Below are 25,782 nucleotides of genomic sequence, written 5' to 3'. Positions count from 1 at the left end.
TATCTACCCTTTTGCGCCTGACGATGGACCGCCCGATGCCCAGTTCTACCCGCCTGCTGCTGCCGTTGTACCTGCTTGCCTGCCTGCTCGCCCTGCTCGGGCTCGGAGGGCTCTGGTACGGGCTTGGCAAGCCGGTGCAACTGCCCGACGCGGCCAGCCCGACACACAAGTTGCAATGCGCCTCGTACACCCCGTTCGACAAGGACCAGTCGCCCTACGACCAGCCGTTGCGCCTGCGCCCGGCACGCATGGATGCCGACCTGGCGTTGCTGGCCGAGCGTTTTCAGTGCATCCGTACCTATTCCCAGACCGGTCTTGAGGCGATCCCGGCGCTGGCGCGCAAGCATGGCCTGAAAGTGATGCTGGGTGCCTGGGTCAATGCCCACCCGGCAGACACCGAGAAAGAAATCGACCTGCTGATCGCCGCCGCCAACGCCAACCCCGACGTGGTCAGCGCGGTGATCGTCGGCAACGAGACGCTGCTTCGCAAGGAAGTAACCGGCGCGCACCTGGCCACGCTGATCGCCCGGGTGAAAAGCCAGGTCAAGGTGCCGGTAACCTACGCCGATGTGTGGGAATTCTGGTTGCAGCACCCGCAGGTGGCACCTGCGGTGGACTTCCTGACTATCCACCTGCTGCCTTACTGGGAAGACGACCCGCGAGGCATCGACGAAGCCCTGGCCCACGTCGCCGATGTGCGCCGGGTGTTTGGCACGCGCTTCGCGCCCAAGGACATTCTGATCGGCGAAACCGGCTGGCCCAGCGAAGGCCGCCAGCGCGAGACCGCGGAGCCCAGCCGGGTCAACGAGGCGCGCTTCATTCGTGGGTTTGTGGCCATGGCCGAAAACAACGGTTGGCATTACAACCTGATCGAGGCGTTCGACCAGCCATGGAAGCGCGCCAATGAAGGGGCGGTCGGTGGTTACTGGGGGCTTTACGATGCCGACCGGCAGGACAAGGGCGTACTTGAAGGGCCGGTGAGCAACCTGCCTAACTGGCCGCAATGGTTGCTGGCCGGTGCCGTGCTGATGGTGCTGATGCTGATGCTTGCCGGGCGCCCTGCCACCCCGACAGCGGCCATATTGCTGCCGTTGCTGGCGGCGTTTGGTGTCGCTTGCCTGGGGCTTTGGGGCGAGCTGATGCGCACCCATGCGCGGTTTGCCGGGGAATGGCTGTGGGCGCTGCTGCTGGCGGGGCTGAACCTGTTGGTACTGGCCCATGCCGTGCTGGCCCTGGCGCGGCGCACGGGCTGGCGCGAGCGCCTGTACGCCTGGCTGCAGGCGCGGGCCGGCTGGTTGTTGCTGGCGGCAGGTTTTGCCGCAGCGGTCAGCATGCTGGCGATGGTGTTCGACCCACGCTATCGCAGCTTCCCCAGCGCAGCGCTGGCGCTGCCGGCGCTGGTGTTTGCACGGTGGCCGGTGCGGGCGCCGCGGGCGGAGGTGGCGTTGCTGGCGTTCATCGTCGGTGCCGGGGTGGCGCCGCAGTTGTTTGTGGAAGGGCTGGAGAACCAGCAGGCCTGGGGGTGGGCCGGGGTGAGTGTGCTGATGACGGCTGCCTTGTGGCGGAGCTTGCGATTGCGACCGGCTTGAGCATTAGGGTGGGGTCGGCAGGGGCACAACAACCAAGGCATCTCCCTGTCAGCCACGCCGCGCTTGCCTGACCAACCGCAACCCCGCCAGCACCAGCGCGAACACAGCAATGCTGGCGGTATACAGCACCAGCGCCGGTACTGCGAACACCAACGCCACCACTGCCAGCCACCAGCCGCTACGGCCAGCAACGACCTGCGCCAGCAGCGCCAGCGCCAGCCCGCTCCAGGCCATCACCTGATGATGAATGCCCAACCCCAGCAACGACCGCACCTCACACTGCCAGTACGCCACCGGCGCCGTGCACAGCCCAACCCATTGCCCGTCTTCCATCAGCCCGTAGCGCACGCCATAACTGGCAGCAAGCCACAGCCCCAGAAACAGCAAAAGCAGCGCAGCCGGCAGCGAACGAGACATCCAGTTCTCCAATAGCGGTAATCGAAAGCATCCATGATCGCTTATGCCCTGTTGTAAGGCAAAATCACATCTCTGCAGCTATGTTGCAGTTAACAAGCACACCAAAGACCACCGCACTTGGCAACTTTGCCCGGTCCGCTGTGGTCCTAGCCTGCACACTGCTCGACCTTGCGTTCTTCTGGGGGATTACATGCTTCGATCTTTGCGCCTCGCTGCCTTGCTCGGCGGCCTGCTCATGGCTGTGGCCGCTTCGGCGCGGGATATCGACGCCGCGAGCTATGGCTACCCCTTGACCAACCCGTTCGAGGCAACCATCGCCACCACGCCGCCAGACCAGCGCCCCACCCTGCCCGACGATGACGAAATCAGCCAGTCCGACTACAGCCTCAATCTGCGCCCGGACCGTGAGTTCACCCTGCCCGACAACTTCTGGGCAGTGAAAAAACTCAAGTACCGCCTGGCCCGCCAGGACCACGAGGCACCGCTGATCTTCATCATCGCCGGCACCGGTGCGCCCTACACCAGCAGCATCAACGAATACCTGAAAAAGCTGTTCTACCAGGCCGGCTTCCACGTGGTGCAGCTGTCGTCGCCCACCAGCTACGACTTCATGAGCGCCGCCTCGCGCTTCGCCACCCCCGGCGTCAGCCAGGAGGATGCCGAAGACATGTACCGGGTGATGCAGGCCGTGCGCGCCCAGCACCCGCGCCTGCCAATCAGCGAGTTCTACCTCACCGGCTACAGCCTGGGCGCACTCGACGCGGCCTTCGTCAGCCACCTGGACGAAACCCGCCGCAGCTTCAACTTCAAGCGCGTGCTGCTGCTGAACCCGCCGGTCAACCTGTACACCTCGATCAACAACCTCGACAAGCTGGTACAGACCCAGGTCAAGGGTATCGACCGCAGCACTACCTTCTACGAGCTGATGCTGGCCAAGCTGACCCGCTACTTCCAGGAAAAGGGCTACATCGACCTCAATGAAGCCCTGCTGTACGACTTCCAGCAGTCGCGCCAGCACCTGTCCAACGAGCAGATGGCCATGCTGATCGGCACCTCGTTCCGCTTCTCGGCGGCCGACATTGCCTTCACCTCCGACCTGATCAACCGCCGCGGCCTGATCATTCCGCCGAAGTTCCCGATCACCGAAGGCAGCAGCCTCACGCCGTTCTTCAAGCGTGCCCTGCAGTGCGACTTCGACTGCTACATGACCGAGCAGGTCATCCCCATGTGGCGCGCCCGCACCGATGGCAACAGCATCCTGCAACTGGTCAACCAGGTCAGCCTGTATGCGCTGGAGGACTACCTGAGCAGCAGCGACAAGATCGCCGTGATGCACAACGCCGACGACGTCATCCTCGGCCCCGGCGACATCGGCTTCCTGCGCAAGGTATTCGGTGAGCGCCTGACCCTTTACCCCCACGGCGGCCATTGCGGCAACCTCAATTACCGCGTCAACAGTGACGCCATGCTGGAGTTCTTCCGTGGTTAACAAACTCCTCTTCGCCACTGCCCTGTTCGCCACCGGCCATGCCCTGGCCGCCGAAACCGCCCCCCGGGCCAGCGTGGTCGAAGCCGACCCGCAAGTTACCGAAGCACCACTGGCGCCCGAGGCCGATGGTTTCCTCGACCCGCTGCGCGAGCTGAAATTCAACCCGGGGCTGGACCAGCGCGAGTTCGAGCGCTCTACCCTGCAGGCACTGAACGTGTACGACCCGCTGGAGTCGATCAACCGGCGCGTCTATCACTTCAACTACCGCCTGGACCAATGGGTGCTGCTGCCCATGGTAAGCGGCTACCAGTACGTCACGCCGCGCTTCGTGCGCACCGGGGTGACCAACTTCTTCAACAACCTGGGCGACGTGCCGAACCTGTTCAACAGCGTGTTGCAGTTGAAGGCCAAGCGCTCGGCGGAGATCACCGCACGGCTGATGTTCAACACCATCATCGGCGTGGGTGGGCTGTGGGACCCGGCTACCAGCATGGGCCTGCCGCGGCAAAGTGAAGACTTCGGCCAGACCTTGGGCTTCTACGGCGTACCGGACGGGCCGTACCTGATGCTGCCAGTGCTGGGGCCGTCGAACCTGCGCGATACCACCGGGCTGGTGGTGGATTATGCGGGTGAACAGGCGATCAACTACCTGAATGTGGCCGAAGCCAGCAGCGACCACCCGGAAATCTCCGTCCTGCGTGTGGTGGACAAGCGCTACAGCACCAAATTCCGCTATGGCCAGCTCAACTCGCCGTTCGAGTACGAGAAGGTGCGGTATGTGTATACCCAGGCGCGCAAGCTGCAGATAGCCGAGTAGGCAGGCCAGGCCTCTTCGCGGGTAAACCCGCTCCCACAGGGACTGCACCACCCTCAGGTATTGTGCGATCCCTGTGGGAGCGGGTTTACCCGCGAAGAGGCCGGCACTGGCAACATCAAGTCCCCAGGAACTGGCAAAGCTCCCGCTTCTTGGCCAAGGCATCCTTTCGCCCCAGCTCTATCAGCTCGCTGCAGTAACTGGCCTCGAACAGCAAATAGCTCAACACCCCCGCCCCGCTGGTACGCGTCGCCCCCGGCCCACGCAGGAACACGCGCAACGCCGCCGGCAACTCGCGCCGGTGCCGCGCGGCAATCTCGTCCAGCGGCTGACTGGGCGCCACCACCAGCACGTCGATAGGCGCCAGGCCCAGGCGCCGGGCATCCAGGTGCGCCGGCAACAGGTGGCTCAGGTGGTTCAGGCGCTGCAGCAGCTCGATATCATCTTCCAGGCTGTCAATGAACGTGCTGTTGAGCATGTGCCCGCCGATCTGCGCCAGGCTCGGCTGCTGCCCGCTGAACACGCGCTGGGTCGGCAACGGTGGCGCCGGCCGCTGCGGGTTGCCACTGACCCCGACGACCAGTACCCGGCTGGCGCCCAGGTGCAAGGCTGGGCTGATCGGCGCCGACTGGCGTACCGCACCATCACCGAAATATTCGTCGCCCAGCCGCACCGGGGCGAACAGCAGCGGGATGGCCGCACTGGCCAGCAGGTGGTCGATGGTCAACGGCGTGGGCATGCCGATGCGGCGGTGGCGCAACCAGGCTTCGATGGTGCCGCGGCCCTGGTAGAAAGTCACCGCCTGGCCGGATTCGTAGCCAAAGGCGGTCACTGCGACGGCGCGCAGTTGCTCGGCGGCCAGGGAGTGGGCGATGCCGTCCAGGTTCAGGTGCGCCTGCAGCAGGCCGCGCAATGGGCTGCTGTCCAGTAGCGCCACCGGCGCCGGGCCACCCAGGCCCAGCAGGTTGTGGCCGACGAAGCGGCTGGCCTGGCGGACCACGCCGGGCCAGTCGCTGCGGATCACCAGATGGCTGCGAAAGTTCTGCCAGAAGGCGGTGAGCCGTTGTACGGCTTCGCTGAAATGGGTGGCGCCGCTGGCCAGGGTGACGGCGTTGATGGCGCCGGCGGAGGTACCGACGATGACCGGGAACGGGTTGTGCGCGCCGGCGGGCAGCAACTCGGCAATGCCGGCCAGCACGCCGACCTGGTAGGCGGCGCGGGCGCCGCCGCCAGAAAGGATGAGACCGGTTACCGGGGGTGGCGCCATAGGAGTCCTTCCTGGGGTTGATGTGCTGTCAGTGCCGGCCCTTTCGCGGGTAAACCCGCTCCCACAGGTCTTACAAAGCCTTCAGGGCCTGTGGAGAACCTGTGGGAGCGGGTTCACCCGCGAATAGGCCGGCACAGGCAAAACAAGATTCAACGCTTCTTCTTGTCATACAGCCGCGGCGCCCCTTCGGGCCGCGACTTGAACCGGCGATGCGCCCACAGGTACTGCTCGGGGCATTCGCGCAACACGCTTTCGACCCACTGGTTGATGCGCAGGCAGTCCGCCTCTTCGCTCTCCCCGGGGAAGTCCGCCAACGGCGGGTGGATCACCAGACGATAGCCGCTGCCATCTTCCAGGCGCTTCTGGGTGAACGGAATCACCTGCGCCTTGCCCAACCGGGCAAACTTGGTGGTGGCCGTCACCGTCGCCGCCGGGATGCCGAACAGCGGCACGAACAGGCTCTGCTTGGCGCCGTAGTCCTGGTCCGGTGCGTACCAGATCGCCCGGCCCGAACGCAGCAGCTTGAGCATGCCGCGCACATCCTCGCGCTCCACCGCCAGCGAGTCGAGGTTATGCCGCTCGCGGCCGCTGCGCTGGATGAAGTCGAATAGCGGGTTGCCGTGCTCGCGGTACATGCCGTCGATGGTGTGCTGCTGGCCGAGCAGCGCGGCGCCGATTTCCAGGGTGGTGAAGTGCACCGCCATCAGGATGGCACCCTGCCCCGCCTGCTGGGCGGCCTGCAGGTGCTCCAGCCCCTCGACATGGGCCAGGCGCGCCAGCCGGGCCTTGGGCCACCACCAGCTCATGGCCATTTCGAAGAAGGCGATACCGGTGGAGGCGAAGTTGGCCTTGAGCAGACGCTGCCGTTCGTCGACCGACAGCTCCGGGAAGCACAGTTCCAGGTTGCGCGCGGCAATGCGCCGCCGCTCACCGGCAAAGCGGTACATCACCGCACCCAGCGCGGCACCGACTTTCAACAGGACCCGGTACGGCAACTGGACCACCAGCCACAGCAGGCCCAGGCCCAACCACAGGCCCCAGAAACGTGGGTGAAGGAAATAGGGACGAAAACGCGGGCGTTCCATTGAAGCTTCCGGAAAGACAAAGGCCGCGCATTCTACAACGGATCAGCGCATGTTGCGGGCAACCGGTCTTATCGTTATAAGTCAGGGCACTTTTTTCGCAACAAGCCGTCTATGCAGACCATGAGCCCAAACCACACACCCGATACCGCCTCCGTGTTCCAGCTCAAGGGCAGCATGCTCGCCATTACAGTGCTGGAGCTGGCGCGCAATGACCTTGAGGCCCTCGACCGCCAACTGGCGGCCAAAGTCGCCCAGGCACCGAACTTCTTCAGCAACACGCCGCTGGTGCTGGCGCTGGACAAGCTGCCGGCCGGCGAAGGGGCAATCGACCTGCCCGGCTTGATGCGGATCTGCCGCCACCACGGCCTGCGCACCCTGGCCATCCGTGCCAGCCGTATCGAAGACATCGCCGCGGCCATCGCCATCGACCTGCCGGTGCTGCCACCATCCGGCGCCCGCGAACGGCCGCTGGAGCCCGAGCCCGAGGTGAAGAAGCCCGAGCCGGCCCCGGTCCCGCCGCCGATCCTTGAACCCGAGGTGCGCCCGACCCGCATCATCACTTCGCCAGTACGTGGCGGCCAGCAGATCTATGCCCAGGGCGGCGACCTGGTGGTGACCGGTTCGGTCAGCCCGGGGGCGGAACTTCTGGCCGATGGCAACATCCATGTGTACGGCGCCATGCGCGGCCGCGCCCTGGCCGGCATCAAAGGCAATACCAAGGCACGTATCTTCTGCCAGCAGATGACCGCCGAAATGGTCTCCATCGCCGGCCAGTACAAGGTCTGCGAAGACCTGCGCCGCGACCCGCTGTGGGGCACCGGTGTGCAAGTCAGCCTGTCTGGCGACGTGTTGAACATCACCCGTCTTTAACGGATACTTGCCAGCATTTTTAGTGCAACTTTTCTTACCGTTGCCATTTTTTTGTATTTTTGCAGGGACTTGTGTCCCGATTATTTTAGGGGTGAAACACCTTGGCCAAGATTATCGTGGTTACTTCCGGCAAGGGGGGGGTGGGCAAGACCACTACCAGCGCCGCCATTGGTACCGGCCTCGCACTGCGTGGCCACAAGACCGTCATCGTCGACTTCGACGTGGGCCTGCGTAACCTCGACCTGATCATGGGCTGCGAACGCCGCGTGGTGTATGACTTCGTCAACGTGGTCAACGGCGAAGCCAACCTGCAACAGGCCCTGATCAAGGACAAGCGCCTCGAGAACCTGTACGTGCTGGCCGCCAGCCAGACCCGTGACAAGGACGCGCTGACCCAGGAAGGCGTGGAAAAGGTCCTGATGGAGCTGAAGAAAGACTTCGACTTTGTCATCTGCGACTCGCCAGCCGGTATCGAGAAAGGCGCACACCTGGCCATGTACTTTGCCGACGAAGCCGTCGTGGTCACCAACCCCGAGGTGTCCTCGGTACGTGACTCCGACCGCATGCTGGGCATCCTGTCGAGCAAGTCGCGCCGCTCCGAGAATGGCGAAGAGCCGATCAAGGAACACCTGCTGATCACCCGCTACCACCCGGAGCGCGTGGAAAAGGGCGAAATGCTGAGCATCGCCGACGTCGAAGAAATCCTGGCGATCAAGCTCAAGGGTGTGATCCCCGAGAGCCAGGCCGTGCTCAAGGCTTCCAACCAGGGTATCCCGGTCATCCTCGACGACCAGAGCGATGCCGGCCAGGCCTATAGCGATACCGTCGACCGTCTGCTGGGCAAAGAAAAGCCCCTGCGGTTCATCGAAGTGCCGAAGCAAGGATTCTTCGCGCGCCTGTTTGGAGGCAAGTAAACCATGAACCTTTTTGACTTCTTTCGTGGCAGACAGAAACAGACCAGCGCGTCGGTAGCGAAAGAGCGTCTACAGATCATCGTGGCGCACGAGCGCGGCCAACGCAGCGAACCGGACTACCTGCCAGCGCTGCAGAAAGAACTGCTGGAAGTGATCCGCAAATATGTAAACATCGGCAACGATGATGTGCATATCGAGCTGGAAAACCAGGGTAGCTGCTCGATTCTGGAGCTGAACATCACCTTGCCGGATCGCTGATTTCGCGACCAGGCCTGGATCATTGGGGCTGCTTTGCAGCCCATCGCCGGCAAGCCAGCTCCCACAGGGTTCGCGCTGTACCTGTGGGAGCTGGCTTGCCGGCGATGGGCCGCAAAGCGGCCCCAGTGTTTTCCCCGATATAACCGAGACCAAGCAATGCCGCTGTCCAACATCCAGATCCTGCACGAAGACGCCGCCATCCTGGTGATCAACAAACCGACCCTGCTGCTGTCGGTACCCGGCCGCGCCGAGGACAACAAGGACTGCCTGATCACCCGCCTGCAGGAAAACGGCTACCCCGACGCGCTGATCGTGCACCGCCTGGACTGGGAAACCTCTGGCATCATCCTGCTGGCCCGGGATGCCGACAGCCACCGTGAGCTGTCGCGCCAGTTCCACGACCGCGAAACCGAAAAGGCCTACACCGCGCTGTGCTGGGGCCAACCGGCGCTGGACAGCGGCAGCATCGACCTGCCGCTGCGCTACGACCCGCCGACCAAGCCACGGCATGTGGTGGACCACGAACAGGGCAAGCACGCGCTGACCTTCTGGCGCATCGTCGAGCGCTGCGGTGATTACTGCCGGGTAGAACTGACACCGATTACCGGGCGCTCGCACCAGTTGCGCGTGCACATGCTGTCGATCGGGCACCCGCTGCTGGGCGACCGGCTGTATGCCAACCCCGAGGCACTGGCGGCCCATGAGCGGTTGTGCCTGCATGCCTCGATGCTGAGCTTTACCCACCCGGTGTCCGGGGAGCGGCTGAAGTTCGAGTGCCCTGCGCCCTTCTGAATGTGTACAGCCTGTACTGGCCTCTTCGCGGCTAAAGCCGCTCCCACAGGGACCGCACCGCTTTCGAGGGTTGTGCAGTACCTGTGGGGCTGCAGCCGCGAAGAGGCAGACACAATTTGTCGACTTAATACGCTAAACTCGCGCCACTGCTGTCTGGAGTGAGCTATGCGCGACGCACTGAATTCTGGCCTTATCGACTTCCTCAAGGCCTCCCCCACGCCCTTCCACGCCACCGCCAGCCTGGCCCAGCGCCTGGAAGCTGCCGGCTACCAGCGCCTGGACGAGCGCGACAGCTGGGCCACAGTGCCTGGCGGTCGCTACTACGTCACCCGTAACGACTCGTCGATCATCGCCATCAAGCTGGGCAAGCAAGCCCCACTGCTGAACGGTATCCGCATGGTCGGTGCCCACACCGACAGCCCGTGCCTGCGCGTCAAGCCGCAGCCTGAACTGCAGCGCCAGGGCTTCCTGCAACTGGGTGTAGAAGTGTATGGCGGCGCCTTGCTGGCGCCATGGTTCGACCGCGACCTGTCGCTGGCCGGCCGGGTCACCTATCGCCGTGACGGCAAGGTCGAAAGCCAGCTGATCGACTTCAAGCTGCCGATCGCGATCATCCCCAACCTGGCCATCCATCTCAACCGCACCGCCAACGAAGGCTGGGCGATCAACCCGCAGAACGAGCTGCCGCCCATCCTGGCCCAGGTGGCGGGTGACGAGCGCATCGATTTCCGCGCCCTGCTCACCGAGCAACTGGCCCGCGAGCACGAGCTGATCGCCGACGTGGTGCTGGATTACGAGCTGAGCTTCTACGACACCCAGGACGCCGCCCTGGTCGGCCTGAACGGCGACTTCATCGCCGGTGCGCGCCTGGACAACCTGTTGTCGTGCTACGCCGGCCTGCAGGCCCTGCTGGCCGCCGACAGCGACGAAACCTGCGTACTGGTGTGCAACGACCATGAAGAAGTCGGCAGCTGCTCGGCCTGTGGTGCCGACGGCCCGATGCTGGAGCAGACCCTGCAGCGCCTGCTGCCGGATGGTGACGCCTACGTGCGCACCATCCAGCGCTCGCTGATGGTGTCGGCCGACAACGCCCACGGCGTGCACCCCAACTACGCCGACAAGCACGACGGCAACCACGGGCCCAAGCTCAACGCCGGGCCGGTAATCAAGGTGAACAACAACCAGCGCTACGCCACCAACAGCGAGACCGCCGGGTTCTTCCGCCATCTGTGCATGGCCGAGGAAGTGCCGGTGCAGAGCTTTGTGGTGCGCAGCGACATGGGCTGTGGCTCGACCATCGGTCCGATTGCGGCCAGCCACCTGGGCGTGCGTACGGTGGATATCGGCTTGCCAACCTTTGCCATGCATTCGATTCGCGAGCTGTGCGGTAGCCATGACTTGGCGCACCTGGTGAAAGTGCTGAGCGCCTTCTACCGTAGCCGCGAGCTGCCTTGATGTAGTCAGGCCCGGCCTCTTCGCGGGTAAACCCGCTCCCACACGGACCGCACAACCTTCAGGAGCTGTGCGGTACCTGTGGGAGCGGTTTACCCGCGAAGAGGCCAGGCCTGCTCAAGGTCAATCCCGCTTCGCCTGCCACCCGCTATGCTTGTTACATGGCCCCACTGCAAAAGGATTGCTGTCCATGTCCCCGTTCCTTTCCCTGTTCGTGCCGGTGTTCCTGTTCCTGATGCTGCTGACCATCGGTTTCAGCCTGCGCGAGCGCAACATCGGCGTACTGATGATGTGGGTCGGCACGCTGGGGATCTTCGGCCTCACCTGCTGGAAAATCCTGGAGCAACTGCCGTCGTGAACCTCTACACTCGGTCAATCGTTTGACCTGAGGTAGTTTTGCCAGTGCCTGCCCTTCTGCGTTGCCTTTTCCTGCTGCTGTTCCTGTTTGTCACCCCGGTACAGGCCGCTGGCCTGCCCGGCCTGCTTGGCGGCAGTGCGCCCGCACAGCCGGAAGCGACCGAACCGTTGGGCAAGTCGCTGGACGAGGTGATCAAGAACCTGGAAAACGACCAGCAGCGGGCCAAGCTGCTGGCCGACCTGAAAAAACTGCGCGACGCCACCAGGCAATCGCAACCCACCGTCGAACAGGGCGTGCTCGGCCTGATCGGCGGCGCCCTGAATGACTTCGAAAAACAGTTCAGCGGCGATGCCAGCCCGTTCCATCGCTGGGCCGCGGAAATCGAACAGGCCCAGGCCGAACTGACCGAGTTGATGGTGCCGGTACACCAGTGGCCGGCCATCCTGTTCGGCTTTGCCGCCGTCATCGCCGTCTGGAGCGTGCTGGCCTACGCCTTCAACTGGGTCGGCCACCGGGTACGCCTGCGCTTTGGCCTGAGCGAGGAACTGCCGCAGCACCCGCGCACCTGGGACCTGGTGCGCTTTGCCCTGCGCAAGCTGGGCCCGTGGCTGGTGGCACTGGTGTTCACCGTGTACCTGAGCGTCGTGCTACCACCGTCACTGGGCAAATCGCTGGCCATGGTGCTGGCCTACGCGCTGGTGGTCGGCACCTGCTTCTCGGCCATCTGCGTGATCGCCTTCTCGCTGCTCGACGGCCCGCACCGCCACCGCGCCCTGCACATCCTGCGCCACCAGGCGTTCCGCCCGCTGTGGCTGATCGGCAGCTTCGCCGCGTTTGGCGAAGCGATGAGCGACCCGCGCCTGACTGTCGCCCTCGGCACCCACCTGGCCCACGCCCTGGCCACCCTGGCCAACGTGATTGCGGCGCTGTGCACCGGGCTGTTCATTCTGCGCTTCCGCCGCCCGATCGCCCACCTGATCCGCAACCAGCCGCTGTCACGGCGCCTGACCCGGCGCACCCTCAGCGACACCATCGAGATCCTCGGCAGCTTCTGGTTCGTGCCGGCATTGATCCTGGTGGCGATTTCGCTGTTCGCTACCTTCATCTCGGCCGGCGATACCAGCACCGCCCTGCGCCAGTCGCTGATGTGCACGGTGCTGGTGGTGGTGTGCATGGTGCTCAACGGCCTGGTGCGCCGCCACGCCGCCAACCCCAAGCGCGCCAGCAAGCGCCAGGCAGTGTACGCCGAACGCCTGCGCAACTTCGGCTACCTGCTGGTGCACCTGTTCATCTGGCTGGTGTTCATCGAGCTGGGCCTGCGCGTGTGGGGCCTGTCGATGATCGGCTTCGCCGAGGGCGACGGCCACGACATCAGCGTGCGCCTGCTGGGCCTGGCCGGCACGCTGATCGTCGCCTGGCTGGTGTGGATCCTGGCCGACACCGCCGTGCACCACGCCCTGGTGCGTTCGCGCCGGGGCCTGGCCAACGCCCGCGCGCAAACCATGATGCCGTTGATCCGCAACGTGATGTTCGTGGTCATTTTCATCATCGCGGTGATCGTCGCCCTGGCCAACATGGGCATGAACGTCACCCCGCTGCTGGCCGGTGCCGGTGTGATCGGCCTGGCCATCGGCTTTGGTGCGCAGTCGTTGGTGGCCGACCTGATCACCGGGTTGTTCATCATCATCGAGGACTCGCTGGCCATCGACGACTACGTGGATGTGGGCGGGCACCTGGGCACGGTGGAGGGACTGACCATCCGTACCGTGCGCCTGCGGGATATCGACGGCATCGTGCATACCATCCCGTTCAGCGAGATCAAGAGCATCAAGAACTACTCGCGCGAGTTCGGCTACGCGATCTTCCGCGTGGCGATCCCGCACAGCATGAACATCGACCAGGCGATCACGCTGATTCGCGAGGTGGGGCAGAAGCTGCGCAACGACCCGCTGATGCGCCGCAACATCTGGTCGCCGCTGGAGCTGCAGGGGGTGGAGAGCTTCGAGTCGGGTTCGGCGATCTTGCGGGCGCGGTTCAAGACCGCACCGATCAAGCAGTGGGAGGTTTCGCGGGCGTTCAACCTGGCGTTGAAGCGGCAGCTGGATGAGGCCGGGCTGGATTTGGCAACGCCAAGGTTGTCAGTGCAGGTAGTGACTGCCGGTTCCTCCAGTTAGGGCCTCTTCGCGGCTGAACCCGCTCCCACAAGTACTGCGCAAAGGCTGAAACCTGTGCGGTCCCTGTGGGAGCGGGTTTACCCGCGAAGAGGCCAACATTTCATCCAGCCTGAGCGCGGATGCGGATGGCATCATGCCGCCAATACTCCAGGTCACAGTCGATCAGGTGCCCATGCTGGTCACTGTTGACCCGGGTGATATGCAACCCCGGGCTTCCCGCCGATACCTTCAAGGCACTGGCCGCCTCCACCGGCAACGCCGTCGGCAAGATCTCGAAGCACACCTGCCCATACTGGATGCCATACACCCGCCCATAAATCTCGGTCAGCGACTGCGCCAGGTCCTGTTCGAGAATCTCCGGAAAGTACCGGGGGTTGAGGTAGTGCTCGGCATACAGCACCGCCCGACCATCGATCCGCCGTAACCTGCAGATACGCACCACGCTGGACAACGCTGGCAGCTGCAAGCGCGCACAGATGGCCGCCGAGGCCGGCTGCAGCCGCGCCGACAACAGTTCGGTACTGGGCTCCCGCCCTTGGTCACGGACCATGGCATGGAAGTGGCTGCGCTCGATCAGGTCGTAGGTCAGCCGCTCGGGCGCGACGAACCAGCCACGGCGCTCTTCGCGATAGATCAGCCCCTGGGCTTCCAGCTGCACCAGCGCCTCACGCAGGGTAATGCGCGTGGTATCGAACACCTCGCTGAGCCTGCGCTCGGCCGGCAGCTTGCCGCCCGGCGCCAGCAGGCCGTGCTCGATCTGCTCCTGCAAGGCATGGCAGATGGCTGTTACCGCACGCGGTGGCATCGACTGCATCGAAAGGTTACCTATCTGGACTAGTCCAGCCCCATCACAGGGCATGTGGAGAATAGTGCAAGCCTAGGCAGGGCTGATGAACATCCTGTGACAAAGGCTTTGGCCAGACACTACCAGAAACGCGCCAAGCCAGCAGAACCGGGTTGGTTGCGTGGTCTACGCTGTAGCTTCAGGGCCTTCACCGGCCCTTCCCTACATCAAACTGTCATGCAAGCGGCCTACCTTGGCTCAAGGTTTGCTGACCTAGACCAAAGGTGCCAGTCAACGGCTTGCAACGGTTTTACCCAGAACAACGATCGCAAAGGCACCCACCCAAAGGAGCTTCGGATGAAAAAGTTCTTCATGGCGTCACTGCTCGGTTCGGCCATCGCGTTGTGTACCACGGCCATGGCCGCCGGCACCGACCTCAAGGCCCTGGAAGACGCCGCCCGCAAGGAAGGCACTGTCAACAGCGTGGGCATGCCCGACGCCTGGGCCAACTGGAAAGGCACCTGGGAAGACCTGGCCAGCAAGTACGGCCTCAAGCACAGCGACACCGACATGAGCTCGGCCCAGGAAATCGCCAAGTTCGAAGCCGAGAAGGACAACGCCAGCGCCGACATCGGCGACGTGGGTGCCGCCTTCGGCCCGATCGCCGTGAGCAAGGGCGTGAGCCAGGCATACAAACCGAGCACCTGGGACCAGGTACCGACCTGGGCCAAGGACAAGGACGGCCATTGGGCGCTGGCCTATACCGGCACCATCGCCTTCATCATCAACAAGGACCTGGTCAAGGAAGGTGAGCGGCCAACCTCGTGGCATGACCTGGAAAAAGGCAAGTACAAGGTCGCCATCGGTGACGTCGGCACCGCCGCCCAGGCCGCCAACGGCGTGCTGGCTGCGGCGATCGCCTACAAGGGTGACGAAACCAACCTGGCGCCGGGCCTGCAACTGTTCACCAAGCTGGCCCAGCAGAAGCGCCTGTCGCTGGCCAACCCGACCATCCAGACCCTGGAAAAGGGCGAGGTGGAAGTGGGCGTGGTGTGGGACTTCAACGGCCTGAGCTACCGTGAACAGATCGACCCCAAGCGTTTCGACGTACTGATCCCGTCGGATGGCTCGGTGATCTCCGGCTATACCACCATCATCAACAAGTACGCCAAGCACCCGAATGCGGCCAAGCTGGCCCGTGAATACATCTTCAGCGACGCCGGGCAGATCAACCTGGCCAAAGGGCATGCACGGCCGATCCGTGCCGAGCACCTGAAGCTGCCGGAAGACGTGCAGGCCAAGCTGCTGCCCAACGAACAGTACAAGGCCGCGCAGCCGATCAAGAATGCCGAGGCCTGGGAAGCGAGCTCGAAGAAACTGCCGCAGATGTGGCAGGAGCAGGTGATCATCGAGATGGAGTAAGGGGCTAGCTTCTCTAGCGCCTGGACGGGCCCTTTCGCGGGTAAACCAGCTCCCACAGGTAAAGCACGCGTCTCAAGGCTGGCGCATGACCCTGTGGGAGCGGGTTTACCCGCGAAGAAGCCAACGCGGTTTATGACTGGAGCCACCATGCAACACAACGTCATCCTGGTCCTGCTCGACGGCCTCAACTACCAGGTCGCCCACCACGCCATGGGCCACCTGCACGCCTACGTCGAGGCCGACCGTGCCGCGCTGTACCGCGTGGAATGCGAACTGCCGTCGCTGTCGCGGCCACTGTACGAGTGCATCCTCACCGGTGTACCACCAATCGACAGCGGCATCGTGCACAACAACGTCAACCGCTTGTCCAACCAGCGCAGCGTGTTCCATTACGCCCGCGAGGCCAACCTGGGCACTGCGGCGGCGGCCTATCACTGGATCAGCGAGCTGTACAACCGCTCGCCCTTCGACCCGCAGCGCGACCGCCATACCCACGCGCCGAAGCTGCCGATTCAGCACGGGCTGTTCTACTGGGACGACCGTTACCCCGATTCGCACCTGCTGGCCGATGGCGAATACCTGCGCCGCCGCCACGCCCCCAACTTCCTGCTGGTGCACCCGATGAGTATCGACGACATCGGCCACCGCCATGGTCTGGATAGCAGCCAGTACCGTAACGCCGCGCGCAGCGCCGACATCCTGCTGGCCGACTACCTGCCAGACTGGCTTGAGGAAGGCTACCAGGTACTGGTCACCGCCGACCACGGCATGAACAACGACCGCTCGCACAATGGCCTGCTGGCCGAGGAGCGCGAAGTGCCGCTGTTCGTCTTCGGCGATGCCTTCAGCCTGGACCCGGCAGCCAAACCGCTGCAGACCGAGCTGTGCGGGACCATCTGCGAGCTGCTCGGCGCGCCACATGACAAGAGCGTCTGCCGGGAGCTGCTGAAGTGACTACAGCCAAGAGCAGCAGCACCCGTGGCCGCTACCTGGCCTTGCTCTGCCTGCTACCGTTCGCCGTGTTCTTCGTCATCTTCCAGATCGCCCCGCTGGCCTGGGTGGCGATCAACAGCCTGCAATCGGAAGCGGGCTGGGGCGTGGACAACTTCAGCAAGGTGTTCGCCTCGAAGTTCTACCTGCAGGCCCTGCAACGCAGCCTGGAGATCAGCTTCTGGTCGAGCCTGTTCGGCATCGTCATCGCCACGGTCGGCGCCTACTCGCTGCGCCAGGTGGACTCGAAGCTGCGCGACTTCGTCAGCGCCTTCGCCAACATGACCAGCAACTTCGCCGGGGTGCCGCTGGCCTTCGCCTTCATCATCCTGCTCGGTTTCAACGGCGCACTGACCCTGCTGCTGAAGCAGGTCGGCCTGCTGGAAGACTTCAGCATCTATTCCAAGAGCGGGCTGATCCTGGTGTACACCTATTTCCAGATCCCGCTTGGCGTGTTGCTGCTGTACCCCGCGTTCGACGCCCTGCGTGAAGACTGGCGCGAGTCGGCTGCGCTGCTGGGTGCCAGCCACTGGCAGTTCTGGCGGCACATCGGCCTGCCGGTGCTGACCCCGGCACTGCTGGGCACCTTCGTCATCCTGCTGGCCAACGCCCTCGGTGCCTACGCCACCGTGTACGCGCTGACCACCGGCAACTTCAACGTACTGCCGATCCGCATCGCCGGCCTGGTAGCCGGTGACATCAGCCTCGACCCCAACCTGGCCAGCGCCCTGGCGATGGTCCTGGTGGGGCTGATGACACTGGTCACGGTGGTGCATCAATGGCTGCTGAAAAGGAGCTACCATGCGCGCTGACGCCCGTTCCGGCGGCTGGTACCACCGCGTCGTGGTCTACCTGCTGTTCCTCATCCTGCTGCTGCCGCTGGCTGGCACCCTGCTCTACTCGCTGGCCACCAGCTGGTCGGCCAGCCTGCTGCCCAGCGGTCTGACCTTCAAGTGGTACATCGCGCTGTGGAGCGAGCCGCGCTTCCTGGCTGCCTTCGGCCAGTCGCTGCTGGTGTGCGTGGGCGCGCTGCTGCTGTCAGTGGTGCTGATCCTGCCGCTGCTGTTCGTGGTGCACTACCACTTCCCCAGGCTCGATGCACTGATGAACATCCTCATCCTGCTGCCGTTCGCGGTGCCGCCGGTGGTGTCGTCGGTGGGGCTGCTGCAGCTGTATGGCAGCGGCCCCATGGCCATGGTCGGTACACCGTGGATCCTGATCGGCTGCTACTTCACCATCGCCCTGCCATTCATGTACCGGGCCATCACCAACAACCTGCAGGCGATCAACCTGCGCGACCTGATGGACGCCGCCCAGCTGCTGGGCGCCAACACCTGGCAGGCGGCGCTGCTGGTGGTCCTGCCGAACCTGCGCAAGGGCCTGATGGTGGCATTGCTGCTGTCGTTCTCGTTCCTGTTCGGCGAGTTCGTGTTCGCCAACCTGCTGGTCGGTACCCGCTACGAGACCCTGCAGGTGTACCTGAACAACATGCGCAACAGCAGCGGCCACTTCAACAGCGCGCTGGTGATCTCGTACTTCGCCTTCGTGCTGGTACTGACCTGGGTCGCCAACCGCCTGAACAAGGACAAGACCTGACATGAGCTTCGTCAGCGTACAGAAACTGCAAAAAAGCTACGCCGGCAGCCCGGTGTTCGAGAACATCGACTGCCATATCGAACGGGGCGAGTTCGTCACCCTGCTTGGCCCGTCCGGTTGCGGCAAGTCCACGCTGTTGCGCTGCATCGCCGGGCTGACCCCGGTGGACAGTGGGCAGATCCTCCTCGACGGCCATGACATCGTGCCGCTGAGCCCGCAAAAGCGCGGCATTGGCATGGTGTTCCAGAGCTACGCGCTGTTCCCCAACATGACCGTGGAGCAGAACGTCGCCTTCGGTCTGCGCATGCAGAAGGTCAAGGCCGATGAAAGCCAGGCCCGGGTGCGCGAGGCGCTGGAACTGGTGGAGCTGGGCAACTTCGCCGGGCGCTACCCGCACCAGTTGTCCGGCGGCCAGTGCCAGCGCGTGGCCCTGGCCCGCTCACTGGTCACCCGTCCGCGCCTGCTGCTGCTCGACGAGCCGCTGTCGGCACTGGATGCGCGCATCCGCAAGCACCTGCGCGAGCAGATCCGCGCCATCCAGCGTGAGCTGGGGCTGACCACCATCTTCGTCACCCACGACCAGGAAGAGGCGCTGACCCTGTCCGACCGCATCTTCCTGATGAACCAGGGGCGCATCGTCCAGAGCGGCGATGCCGAAACCCTCTACACCGCGCCGGTGGACCTGTTTGCCGCCGGCTTCATCGGCAACTACAACCTGCTCGACGCCGACAGCGCCAGCCGCCTGCTGCAACGTCCGGTGGCCAGCCGCCTGGCGATCCGCCCCGAGTCGATCACCCTGGGTATCAACGGCGAACTGGACGCCGAAGTGCGCAGCCACAGCCTGCTGGGCAACGTGATCCGCTACCGGGTGCAGGTGCGCGAGGTGGAACTGGTGGTCGACGTGCTCAACCGCTCACCGGCCGACCTGCATGCGGACGGGCAACGGGTAAGCTTGTCGATCGACCCCACGGCGCTACGGGAAGTGGCCTAAGGAGCATCAACACATGGCACTGGCAATTTTCGATCTGGATGAAACCCTGATCCATGGCGACTGCGCGTCGCTGTGGAGTGAGCAGATGGCCCGGCTGGGCTGGGTCGACGGCAAGGCATTCCTGCGCCGCGACCATGAACTGATGGAAGCCTACGGCAGGGGCCACCTGCGCATGGAGGAGTACATGGCCTTCAGCCTGGAGCCGATTGCCGGGCGTACCCTGGAAGAGGTCGAGCACCTGGTGGAGCCATGGGTCGAAGAGGTGATCGAGCCGATCATCTACGGCGACGCCTGCCGCTGCATTGCCGAGCACCGCAAACGCGGGGATCGCATCCTGATCATTTCGGCTTCGGGTACGCACCTGGTCGGGCCGATTGCGGCGCGGCTGGGGGTGGACGAGTACCTGGCGATCGAGCTGGAGGCGGTGAACGGGGTGTATACCGGCAACACCCATGGGGTACTGACCTATCGCGAAGGGAAGATCACGCGGTTGCTGGAGTGGCTGGACCAGGAGCAGGAGAACCTGGAGGGGGCAAGTTTCTATTCCGATTCGCGGAATGATTTACCACTGTTGCTGAAGGTGGATCATCCGCATGTGGTGAACCCGGATGCGGTGTTGCGGGAGCATGCCGAGATCAACAAGTGGCCGATCCTGAGCTGGGCCTGAGGTAATCGCATCGCCTGCACCGGCCCTTTCGCGGGTAAACCCGCTCCCACAGGGACCACACAGTTTTCAAGCCTGTGGTAATCCCTGTGGGAGCGGGTTTACCCGCGAAGAGGCCGGGCCTGCCTACGCCAAGCCAGGGTCTATCACCATCACCAGCTTGCCCGACACCTGGTTGGTCTCAAGCTCGGCATACGCCGCCTGGGCAAACTCCACCGGGTAGGTATCCACCAGTTGCGGCGACAGGCGCCCTTCGGCAAACAGCGGCCACACCTGCTGCTGCAACTCGCGCAGCAGCTCGGCCTTGAAGCCGTCATCGCGGTTGCGCAACGTGGAACCGGTAATCTCCAGACGCTTGCCCAGTACCTGTGCCAGGTCCAGCTCGAACTTGCGCCCGCCCATCAGGCCGATGATCACCCAGCGGCCGTCACGGGCCAGCAGCTTGAGGTTGAGCTCGCCGTAGCTGGCACCCACCGGGTCGAGAATCACATCGAACGGGCCGAAACCTTCCAGCGCCTCCAGGTTCTCGTTACGTACCACGCCACCGGCAGCGCCCAGCGCCTCGCAGTAGGCCAGGCGGTCCTGCGAACCGACACTGACCCACACCGGGCTGCCGAACGCCTTGCACAGCTGGATCGCGGCCGAGCCAACGCCGCTGGCGCCAGCGTGCACCAGCACCTTCTCGCCAGCTTTCACGCCACCCAGCTGGAAGATGTTCAGCCAGGCAGTGGCATACACTTCCGGCAACGCCGCCGCTTCATGCAGGCTCAGGCCCTCGGGTACCGGCAGCACGTGGCGGGCATCGACCACCACTTCCTCGGCCATGGCGCCGCTGGCCAGCAGCGCGCAAACACGGTCACCCACGCGCCAGTCGGCACCGGCGCCCACTTCTTCGATCACGCCGGAACACTCCAGGCCCATGTACGGGCTGGCGCCTGGCGGTGGTGGGTACAAACCTTTCATCTGCAGCAGATCGGCGCGGTTCAGCCCCGCAGCAGCCACGCGAATGCGCACTTGGCCCGCGTCGCAGGTCGGGCGTTCGGCCTCGACCCAGGCCACATGTCCGTCAACGCCTTGCAATGCCTTCACAGTGCCTCCATAGTTGAATCATATGACCGAGCCTGGGAACGCCAAGTCCCCAGGCTTTTTGCAGTATGCATCCGGTTTTTTGCAACCGGTGAACAGAAAAGACGGCCTACTATGCGTGATCAATTGTCTCCACGTCGAATCAGCATGAAGCATTTCCTCCCAAGCACCGCCCTGGCGCTGATGATCGGCCTGGGCAGCCTCACGCTCGGCGGCAATGCGGCGGCCGCCAACAAGTGGGACAGCCTGCAGCCGGACCGCGACGAGATCGTCGCCAGCCTCAACGTGGTGGAATTGCTCAAGCGCCACCACTACAGCAAGCCGCCGCTGGACGACGCCCGCTCGGTCATCATCTATGACAGCTACATCAAGCTGCTGGACCCGGCGCGCAGCTACTTCACCGCTGCCGACATTGCCGAATTCGACAAATGGAAAACGCAATTCGACGATTTCCTCAAGAGCGGTAACCTCGACCCGGGCTTCACCATCTACAAACGTTACCTGGACCGCGTCAAGCAACGCCTGGACTTCGCCCTGGCCGAGCTGAACAAAGGCGTGGACAAGATCGACTTCAACGCCAAGGAAACCTTGCTGATCGACCGCAAGGATGCCCCGTGGATGAAGGACCAGGCCGAGCTCGACGACTTGTGGCGCAAACGCGTCAAGGACGAAGTGCTGCGCCAGAAGATCGCCGGCAAGGAACCCAAGCAGATCCAGGAAACCCTGACCAAGCGCTACAAGAACCAGCTGGCGCGCCTGGACCAGACCCGTGCCGAAGATATCTTCCAGGCCTACATCAACACCTTCGCCCAGTCCTACGACCCGCACACCAACTACCTGTCGCCGGACAACGCCGAGAACTTCGACATCAACATGAGCCTGTCGCTCGAAGGCATTGGTGCGGTGCTGCAAAGCGACAACGACCAGGTCAAGATCGTGCGCCTGGTGCCGGCAGGCCCGGCGGCCAAGACCAAGCAGGTGGCCCCGGCCGACAAGATCATCGGTGTGGCCCAGGGCAACAAGGAAATGGTCGACGTGGTCGGCTGGCGCCTGGACGAAGTGGTCAAGCTGATCCGTGGCCCGAAAGGCTCGGTGGTGCGCCTGGAGATCATCCCGGCCAGCAACGCGCCTAGCGACCAGACCAGCAAGATCGTGGCGATCACCCGCGAGGCGGTTAAGCTTGAAGAGCAGGCGGCGAAGAAGTCGGTGCTCAAGCTCAAGCAGGACGGGCGTGACTACAAGCTGGGCATCATCGAGATCCCGGCCTTCTACCTGGACTTCAAGGCCTACCGCGCCGGTGATCCGGAGTACAAGAGCACCACGCGTGACGTAAAGAAACTGCTCACCGAACTGCAGAAAGAGAAAGTCGACGGCGTGGTCATCGACCTGCGTAACAACGGCGGCGGCTCGCTGCAGGAAGCCACCGAACTGACCAGCCTGTTCATCGAAAAAGGCCCGACCGTGCTGGTACGCAACAGCGACGGCCGCGTCGACGTGCTGGAAGACGAAAACCCAGGTGCCTTCTACAAGGGCCCGCTGGCGTTGCTGGTCAACCGCCTGTCGGCCTCGGCTTCGGAGATCTTCGCCGGTGCCATGCAGGACTACCACCGCGCGCTGATCATCGGTGGCCAGACCTTCGGCAAAGGCACCGTGCAGACCATCCAGCCACTCAACCATGGCGAGCTGAAGCTGACCCTGGCCAAGTTCTACCGGGTTTCCGGGCAGAGCACCCAGCACCAGGGCGTGCTGCCGGACATCGACTACCCATCGATCATCGACACCAAGGAAATCGGCGAGAGCGCCCTGCCCGAGGCCATGCCGTGGGACACCATCCGCCCGGTAGTCAAGCCGGCGGCCGACCCGTTCAAGCCGTTCCTGGCCCAGCTGAAAGCCCAGCATGAAGCCCGCAGCGACAAGGACGCGGAGTTCACCTACATCCGCGACCGCCTGGCCCTGACCCAGAAGCTGCTGAACGAGAAGACCGTCAGCCTCAACGAGCAGGACCGCCGCGCACGCCACGATGAGATCGAGGCCAAGCAGCTGGCGCTGGAAAACATCCGTCGCAAGGCCAAGGGTGAAGAGCCGCTGAAAGAGCTGAAGAAAGAGGACGAGGATGCGCTGCCGACCGAGGATGAGAACACCAAGCCGGAAGACGATGCCTACCTGTCGGAAACCGGTCGCATCCTGATCGACTACCTGAGTGCGAGCACCAAGGTGGCCAAGAAGTAAGGCGCAATGGCAATGATGGCAGAATAATGCGACCTGTCATCAAGCAGTCATCGCGCTGTCGTGAAATGGAGGGGCCGGGCGTGGAAACGCCCGGCCCTTTCATTTTCAGGAATACGTCATGACCGTTGCCGAGCAGCTCAGTGCCTTGAGTGCCATCCTGGCTCAACGCAGCATTCACAGTCTGTTCCAGCCGATCATGTGCCTGAGCGAACAACGGGTTTACGGCCATGAGGCGCTGAGCCGCGGGCCGTCCAACAGCCCACTGCACGCACCGCTGAACCTGTTTACCATCGCCCGCCAGGCCGGTCGCCTGACCGAGCTGGAGGCCGCCTGCCGGGAAAGCGCCTGCCGGCGTTTCAGCGAACAGCAGTTGCAGGGCAAGCTGTTTCTCAACGTCTCGCCGGAGACGCTGCTGGAGCCGCATTACCCATCCGGCCAGACCCTGAAACTGCTTGAGCAGGTCGGCCTGTCGCCCAGCCGGGTGGTGATCGAGCTGACCGAACATACCCCGACCGACGACTTCCAGCTGCTATCCAATGCCCTGCACCACTACCGTGACATGGGCTTCTCGATTGCAATCGACGATCTGGGGGCGGGTTATTCGAGCCTGCGCCTGTGGTCGGAGCTGCGCCCCGAATATGTGAAGATCGACCGGCATTTCATCGACGGCATCCACCGCGACCCGCTCAAGCGTGAGTTCGTCGGGTCGATATTGCAGATCGCCCGGGCGTCGAAGGCGCAGGTGATTGCCGAAGGCATCGAGTTGGCGGAGGAGCTGGCGGTGCTGATGGAGATGGGCGTGGACCTGGTGCAGGGTTACCTGCTGGGGCGGCCGCAGGAGCTGGGGGTACGCGAAAGCCTGCCACTACCGGCGCTGATGAAGCTGCCGTTGGCCGAACAGCCGACGGTGCGGCTCAATGCCACGATTGGGCAGTTGCTGGAGCTGTTTGGCCGGCATCAGCACCTGGAGGCATTGGAGGTGGTGGATGCCGATGGCCGGGCTTGTGGATTGATTCACAGGCATGCACTGCCTGTTATGGCCTCTTCGCGGGCACGCCCGCTCCCACAGGTTCATCACGGATCTTGAGCCTTGTGTTGTATCTGTGGGAGCGGGTTTACCCGCGAAGAGGCCGGAACAGGCAACGAGTCAGGCCGATTCGGGGTAGCTGTACTCGAACACCCTGACCACCTCGGAGGCATGCCATGAGGCCGCCTCCATGCCGTCGACCGGCCCGGAAAATCGGCCCAACCGTTCAACGCACTCGAAGAAGCCGGTACGCGGCAAACGGCTGGCACCCTGGCTGATCACCAGCGAGCTGCGCAATGGTTGCTCGGCGCGGGCGTCCAGCACCGCCAGGTACTCCAGCGCGGCGGTCAGCGTCTGCATGGCCGGGCTGGGTAATTGCAAGCGTTCGATCAACGCTCGGTATGTCAGCAAGTGACGTTGACGACGGGCCAGGTCAAGCTCGCCCAGCAGGTTATCCCAGTGCTGACGGCTGATCCTGACCTGGCTCATGATGGCTCGCTCCAGCCAGCCACCCCCAGATGCCAGGCCAGGGCGCGGCGGATGGCAGCATCAGGCTGGCGTTCACCCGATTCGATCATGGCCAGATAAGCCGGGCTCACGCCGACATTGCGCGCCAGTTGCTCAGGGGCTATGCCCTTGGCCTGGCGAATCTGTGCCACTTCGCTGAAGGCCGGCAATGGCGCACTGGCTGCATCACCCTGCGCTTCAATGGCAACCACCTCGGCAGGCGCCTGCCCCGCAGCCTTGAGCAGTGCCTGGTACTGCTCCCAGGGAACGACGGCGTACTCGGGCTGACCGTCCCGGCTGATGACCTGAATACCCATTACAAACCCCTTTAAAAAGGATTACAGCATGTAATCCGTAGGCATAACCCTTATGCCAATTATATTACCAACTCCGGGGTCTGTGCAGTTGAGGAGTAGCTCGGGCCAGTTTCACTGCGTATTGCGCTCCAAACGCAGGGCTTCGGGAGTGGCCGGCAGGCGCTCGACCACACGCAGCCGCTCGGGCGCCTGGCTGTCGCGCCAGGCCTTGAAGCGCGCCAGTTCGTCGGCCACGGTCTTCAGTACCCAACCCAGCACCGCGATGTCGTCGAGGAAACCCACGCCCAGCAACCAGTCGGGGATGGCATCGATGGGGCTGACAAAATACAGCAGGCCAGCGACGATGGTGACCAGGGCCTTGGGGCTGATGGCACGGTACTCGCCGCGCCACCAGGCCAGGCACAACGACTGCAGCAGCTTCACGTCTTCACGCAGCTGGCCGATGCGCGGGCCTTTGCGGGCGACTGCGAACAGCAAGGCCGGCAACCGGCCACGGCTGAGCAGGCGCTCGGCCAAGGGCAGGAAACGGGCGAAATTCCAGGGTGCGCTCATGGAGCCTCCAGGCGGAAAAGGTTATCCACATTTATTGTGGATAACCTTGTGAACAGGGCGACGTTTCTGACCCCGGGTGCCTGCCAGGCAAGGGCCCCGGTCAGATCGGGCGTTTTTTACACAGTCGTTTCACACCAT

Annotated in this window: 26 protein-coding genes; 18 read left to right on the top strand and 8 right to left on the bottom strand. The window is 63.8% G+C overall.

What is annotated here, in order from left to right:
- Window positions 1-23 precede the first annotated feature (23 nt).
- Window positions 24-1,589 carry a beta (1-6) glucans synthase gene (locus ACIQYU_RS03755; RefSeq protein ID WP_233687908.1) on the top strand — a complete coding sequence of 522 codons (1,566 nt, stop codon included), beginning with the start codon at window positions 24-26 and terminating at the stop codon, window positions 1,587-1,589.
- A 48-nt stretch (window positions 1,590-1,637) separates the two neighbouring features.
- On the opposite strand, the gene ACIQYU_RS03750 is transcribed toward ACIQYU_RS03755, so the two are convergent.
- Entirely contained in the window at window positions 1,638-2,006 is a 369-nt protein-coding gene (locus ACIQYU_RS03750; RefSeq protein WP_233687909.1) for a hypothetical protein, read from the bottom strand.
- A gap of 190 nt (window positions 2,007-2,196) precedes the next feature.
- Between ACIQYU_RS03750 and ACIQYU_RS03745 the strand changes: the two genes are divergently transcribed.
- A complete protein-coding gene (locus ACIQYU_RS03745; protein ID WP_046616718.1) occupies window positions 2,197-3,495 on the top strand; it encodes a serine/threonine protein kinase in 1,299 nt (432 codons plus the stop codon).
- A complete protein-coding gene (locus tag ACIQYU_RS03740) occupies window positions 3,488-4,312 on the top strand; it encodes a VacJ family lipoprotein (protein ID WP_207829158.1) in 825 nt (274 codons plus the stop codon). The genes ACIQYU_RS03745 and ACIQYU_RS03740 overlap by 8 nt, the downstream gene beginning before the upstream one ends.
- A 115-nt stretch (window positions 4,313-4,427) precedes the next feature.
- On the opposite strand, the gene ACIQYU_RS03735 is transcribed toward ACIQYU_RS03740, so the two are convergent.
- Both ACIQYU_RS03735 and ACIQYU_RS03730 read right to left on the bottom strand, forming a co-directional pair.
- Window positions 4,428-5,576, bottom strand: a complete 1,149-nt coding sequence (locus ACIQYU_RS03735) for a patatin-like phospholipase family protein (protein ID WP_207829167.1) — start codon at window positions 5,574-5,576, stop codon at window positions 4,428-4,430.
- A 149-nt stretch (window positions 5,577-5,725) separates the two neighbouring features.
- On the bottom strand, window positions 5,726-6,661 hold the full coding sequence (locus tag ACIQYU_RS03730; protein WP_063911595.1) for a lipid A biosynthesis lauroyl acyltransferase: 936 nt from the start codon (window positions 6,659-6,661) through the stop codon (window positions 5,726-5,728).
- 111 nt (window positions 6,662-6,772) lie between these two features.
- Between ACIQYU_RS03730 and minC the strand changes: the two genes are divergently transcribed.
- From minC to ACIQYU_RS03695, 7 genes are all read left to right on the top strand, one after another.
- Entirely contained in the window at window positions 6,773-7,531 is a 759-nt protein-coding gene (gene minC, locus ACIQYU_RS03725; protein ID WP_063911594.1) for a septum site-determining protein MinC, read from the top strand.
- Between the two features lie 101 nt (window positions 7,532-7,632).
- Complete coding sequence (gene minD, locus ACIQYU_RS03720; RefSeq protein WP_013971423.1) at window positions 7,633-8,445, top strand: septum site-determining protein MinD; 813 nt, start codon at window positions 7,633-7,635, stop codon at window positions 8,443-8,445.
- Window positions 8,446-8,448: 3 nt separating this feature from the next.
- Window positions 8,449-8,703, top strand: a complete 255-nt coding sequence (gene minE / locus ACIQYU_RS03715; protein ID WP_003252572.1) for a cell division topological specificity factor MinE — start codon at window positions 8,449-8,451, stop codon at window positions 8,701-8,703.
- 156 nt (window positions 8,704-8,859) lie between these two features.
- Window positions 8,860-9,495 (top strand): RluA family pseudouridine synthase, encoded by a 636-nt coding sequence (locus ACIQYU_RS03710; protein ID WP_011532730.1) that lies wholly within the window; start codon window positions 8,860-8,862, stop codon window positions 9,493-9,495.
- A gap of 165 nt (window positions 9,496-9,660) precedes the next feature.
- A complete protein-coding gene (locus tag ACIQYU_RS03705) occupies window positions 9,661-10,950 on the top strand; it encodes a M18 family aminopeptidase (RefSeq protein ID WP_207829169.1) in 1,290 nt (429 codons plus the stop codon).
- Window positions 10,951-11,137: 187 nt separating this feature from the next.
- Window positions 11,138-11,305, top strand: a complete 168-nt coding sequence (locus ACIQYU_RS03700; protein ID WP_166674223.1) for a hypothetical protein — start codon at window positions 11,138-11,140, stop codon at window positions 11,303-11,305.
- A gap of 44 nt (window positions 11,306-11,349) precedes the next feature.
- Window positions 11,350-13,479 carry a mechanosensitive ion channel family protein gene (locus tag ACIQYU_RS03695; RefSeq protein ID WP_207829171.1) on the top strand — a complete coding sequence of 710 codons (2,130 nt, stop codon included), beginning with the start codon at window positions 11,350-11,352 and terminating at the stop codon, window positions 13,477-13,479.
- 100 nt (window positions 13,480-13,579) lie between these two features.
- Here ACIQYU_RS03695 and phnR read toward each other — a convergent pair whose 3' ends face one another.
- Entirely contained in the window at window positions 13,580-14,293 is a 714-nt protein-coding gene (phnR, locus tag ACIQYU_RS03690; RefSeq protein WP_063911592.1) for a phosphonate utilization transcriptional regulator PhnR, read from the bottom strand.
- Window positions 14,294-14,620: 327 nt separating this feature from the next.
- Here phnR and ACIQYU_RS03685 point away from each other — a divergent pair, with 327 nt between their 5' ends.
- From ACIQYU_RS03685 to ACIQYU_RS03660, 6 genes are all read left to right on the top strand, one after another.
- Window positions 14,621-15,685: an ABC transporter substrate-binding protein gene (locus ACIQYU_RS03685; RefSeq protein WP_233687911.1), complete on the top strand. Its 1,065-nt coding sequence runs from the start codon at window positions 14,621-14,623 to the stop codon at window positions 15,683-15,685.
- Between the two features lie 147 nt (window positions 15,686-15,832).
- On the top strand, window positions 15,833-16,639 hold the full coding sequence (locus ACIQYU_RS03680; RefSeq protein ID WP_063911590.1) for an alkaline phosphatase family protein: 807 nt from the start codon (window positions 15,833-15,835) through the stop codon (window positions 16,637-16,639).
- Window positions 16,636-17,487, top strand: coding sequence for an ABC transporter permease subunit (locus tag ACIQYU_RS03675; protein ID WP_207829175.1), 852 nt, complete (start codon window positions 16,636-16,638; stop codon window positions 17,485-17,487). The genes ACIQYU_RS03680 and ACIQYU_RS03675 overlap by 4 nt, the downstream gene beginning before the upstream one ends.
- The gene (locus ACIQYU_RS03670) at window positions 17,477-18,271 is read left to right on the top strand and encodes an ABC transporter permease (RefSeq protein ID WP_063911588.1); all 795 of its coding nucleotides are present in this window, start codon (window positions 17,477-17,479) and stop codon (window positions 18,269-18,271) included. The genes ACIQYU_RS03675 and ACIQYU_RS03670 overlap by 11 nt, the downstream gene beginning before the upstream one ends.
- A gap of 1 nt (window position 18,272) precedes the next feature.
- Window positions 18,273-19,262: an ABC transporter ATP-binding protein gene (locus tag ACIQYU_RS03665; RefSeq protein ID WP_207829177.1), complete on the top strand. Its 990-nt coding sequence runs from the start codon at window positions 18,273-18,275 to the stop codon at window positions 19,260-19,262.
- Between the two features lie 13 nt (window positions 19,263-19,275).
- Complete coding sequence (locus ACIQYU_RS03660) at window positions 19,276-19,929, top strand: HAD family phosphatase (protein ID WP_233687912.1); 654 nt, start codon at window positions 19,276-19,278, stop codon at window positions 19,927-19,929.
- A 123-nt stretch (window positions 19,930-20,052) separates the two neighbouring features.
- Here ACIQYU_RS03660 and ACIQYU_RS03655 read toward each other — a convergent pair whose 3' ends face one another.
- Window positions 20,053-21,015 (bottom strand): NAD(P)H-quinone oxidoreductase, encoded by a 963-nt coding sequence (locus ACIQYU_RS03655; protein ID WP_207829181.1) that lies wholly within the window; start codon window positions 21,013-21,015, stop codon window positions 20,053-20,055.
- A 144-nt stretch (window positions 21,016-21,159) separates the two neighbouring features.
- On the opposite strand from ACIQYU_RS03655, the gene ACIQYU_RS03650 reads away from it, so the two are divergent.
- The gene (locus tag ACIQYU_RS03650) at window positions 21,160-23,241 is read left to right on the top strand and encodes a carboxy terminal-processing peptidase (protein WP_172827471.1); all 2,082 of its coding nucleotides are present in this window, start codon (window positions 21,160-21,162) and stop codon (window positions 23,239-23,241) included.
- A gap of 118 nt (window positions 23,242-23,359) precedes the next feature.
- Complete coding sequence (locus ACIQYU_RS03645) at window positions 23,360-24,328, top strand: EAL domain-containing protein (RefSeq protein ID WP_207829189.1); 969 nt, start codon at window positions 23,360-23,362, stop codon at window positions 24,326-24,328.
- Window positions 24,329-24,388: 60 nt separating this feature from the next.
- Here ACIQYU_RS03645 and ACIQYU_RS03640 read toward each other — a convergent pair whose 3' ends face one another.
- From ACIQYU_RS03640 to ACIQYU_RS03630, 3 genes are all read right to left on the bottom strand, one after another.
- Window positions 24,389-24,757, bottom strand: coding sequence for a hypothetical protein (locus ACIQYU_RS03640; RefSeq protein WP_063911582.1), 369 nt, complete (start codon window positions 24,755-24,757; stop codon window positions 24,389-24,391).
- Entirely contained in the window at window positions 24,754-25,092 is a 339-nt protein-coding gene (locus ACIQYU_RS03635) for a helix-turn-helix transcriptional regulator (RefSeq protein ID WP_063911581.1), read from the bottom strand. The genes ACIQYU_RS03640 and ACIQYU_RS03635 overlap by 4 nt, the downstream gene beginning before the upstream one ends.
- A 111-nt stretch (window positions 25,093-25,203) precedes the next feature.
- Window positions 25,204-25,644: a YkvA family protein gene (locus ACIQYU_RS03630; protein ID WP_015269270.1), complete on the bottom strand. Its 441-nt coding sequence runs from the start codon at window positions 25,642-25,644 to the stop codon at window positions 25,204-25,206.
- Window positions 25,645-25,782: the final 138 nt, after the last annotated feature.

The sequence above is a fragment of the Pseudomonas sp. NPDC096925 genome, from assembly GCF_044762545.1.
Taxonomy (GTDB): domain Bacteria; phylum Pseudomonadota; class Gammaproteobacteria; order Pseudomonadales; family Pseudomonadaceae; genus Aquipseudomonas.
This window is presented reverse-complemented; position numbering and strand designations above follow the sequence as displayed.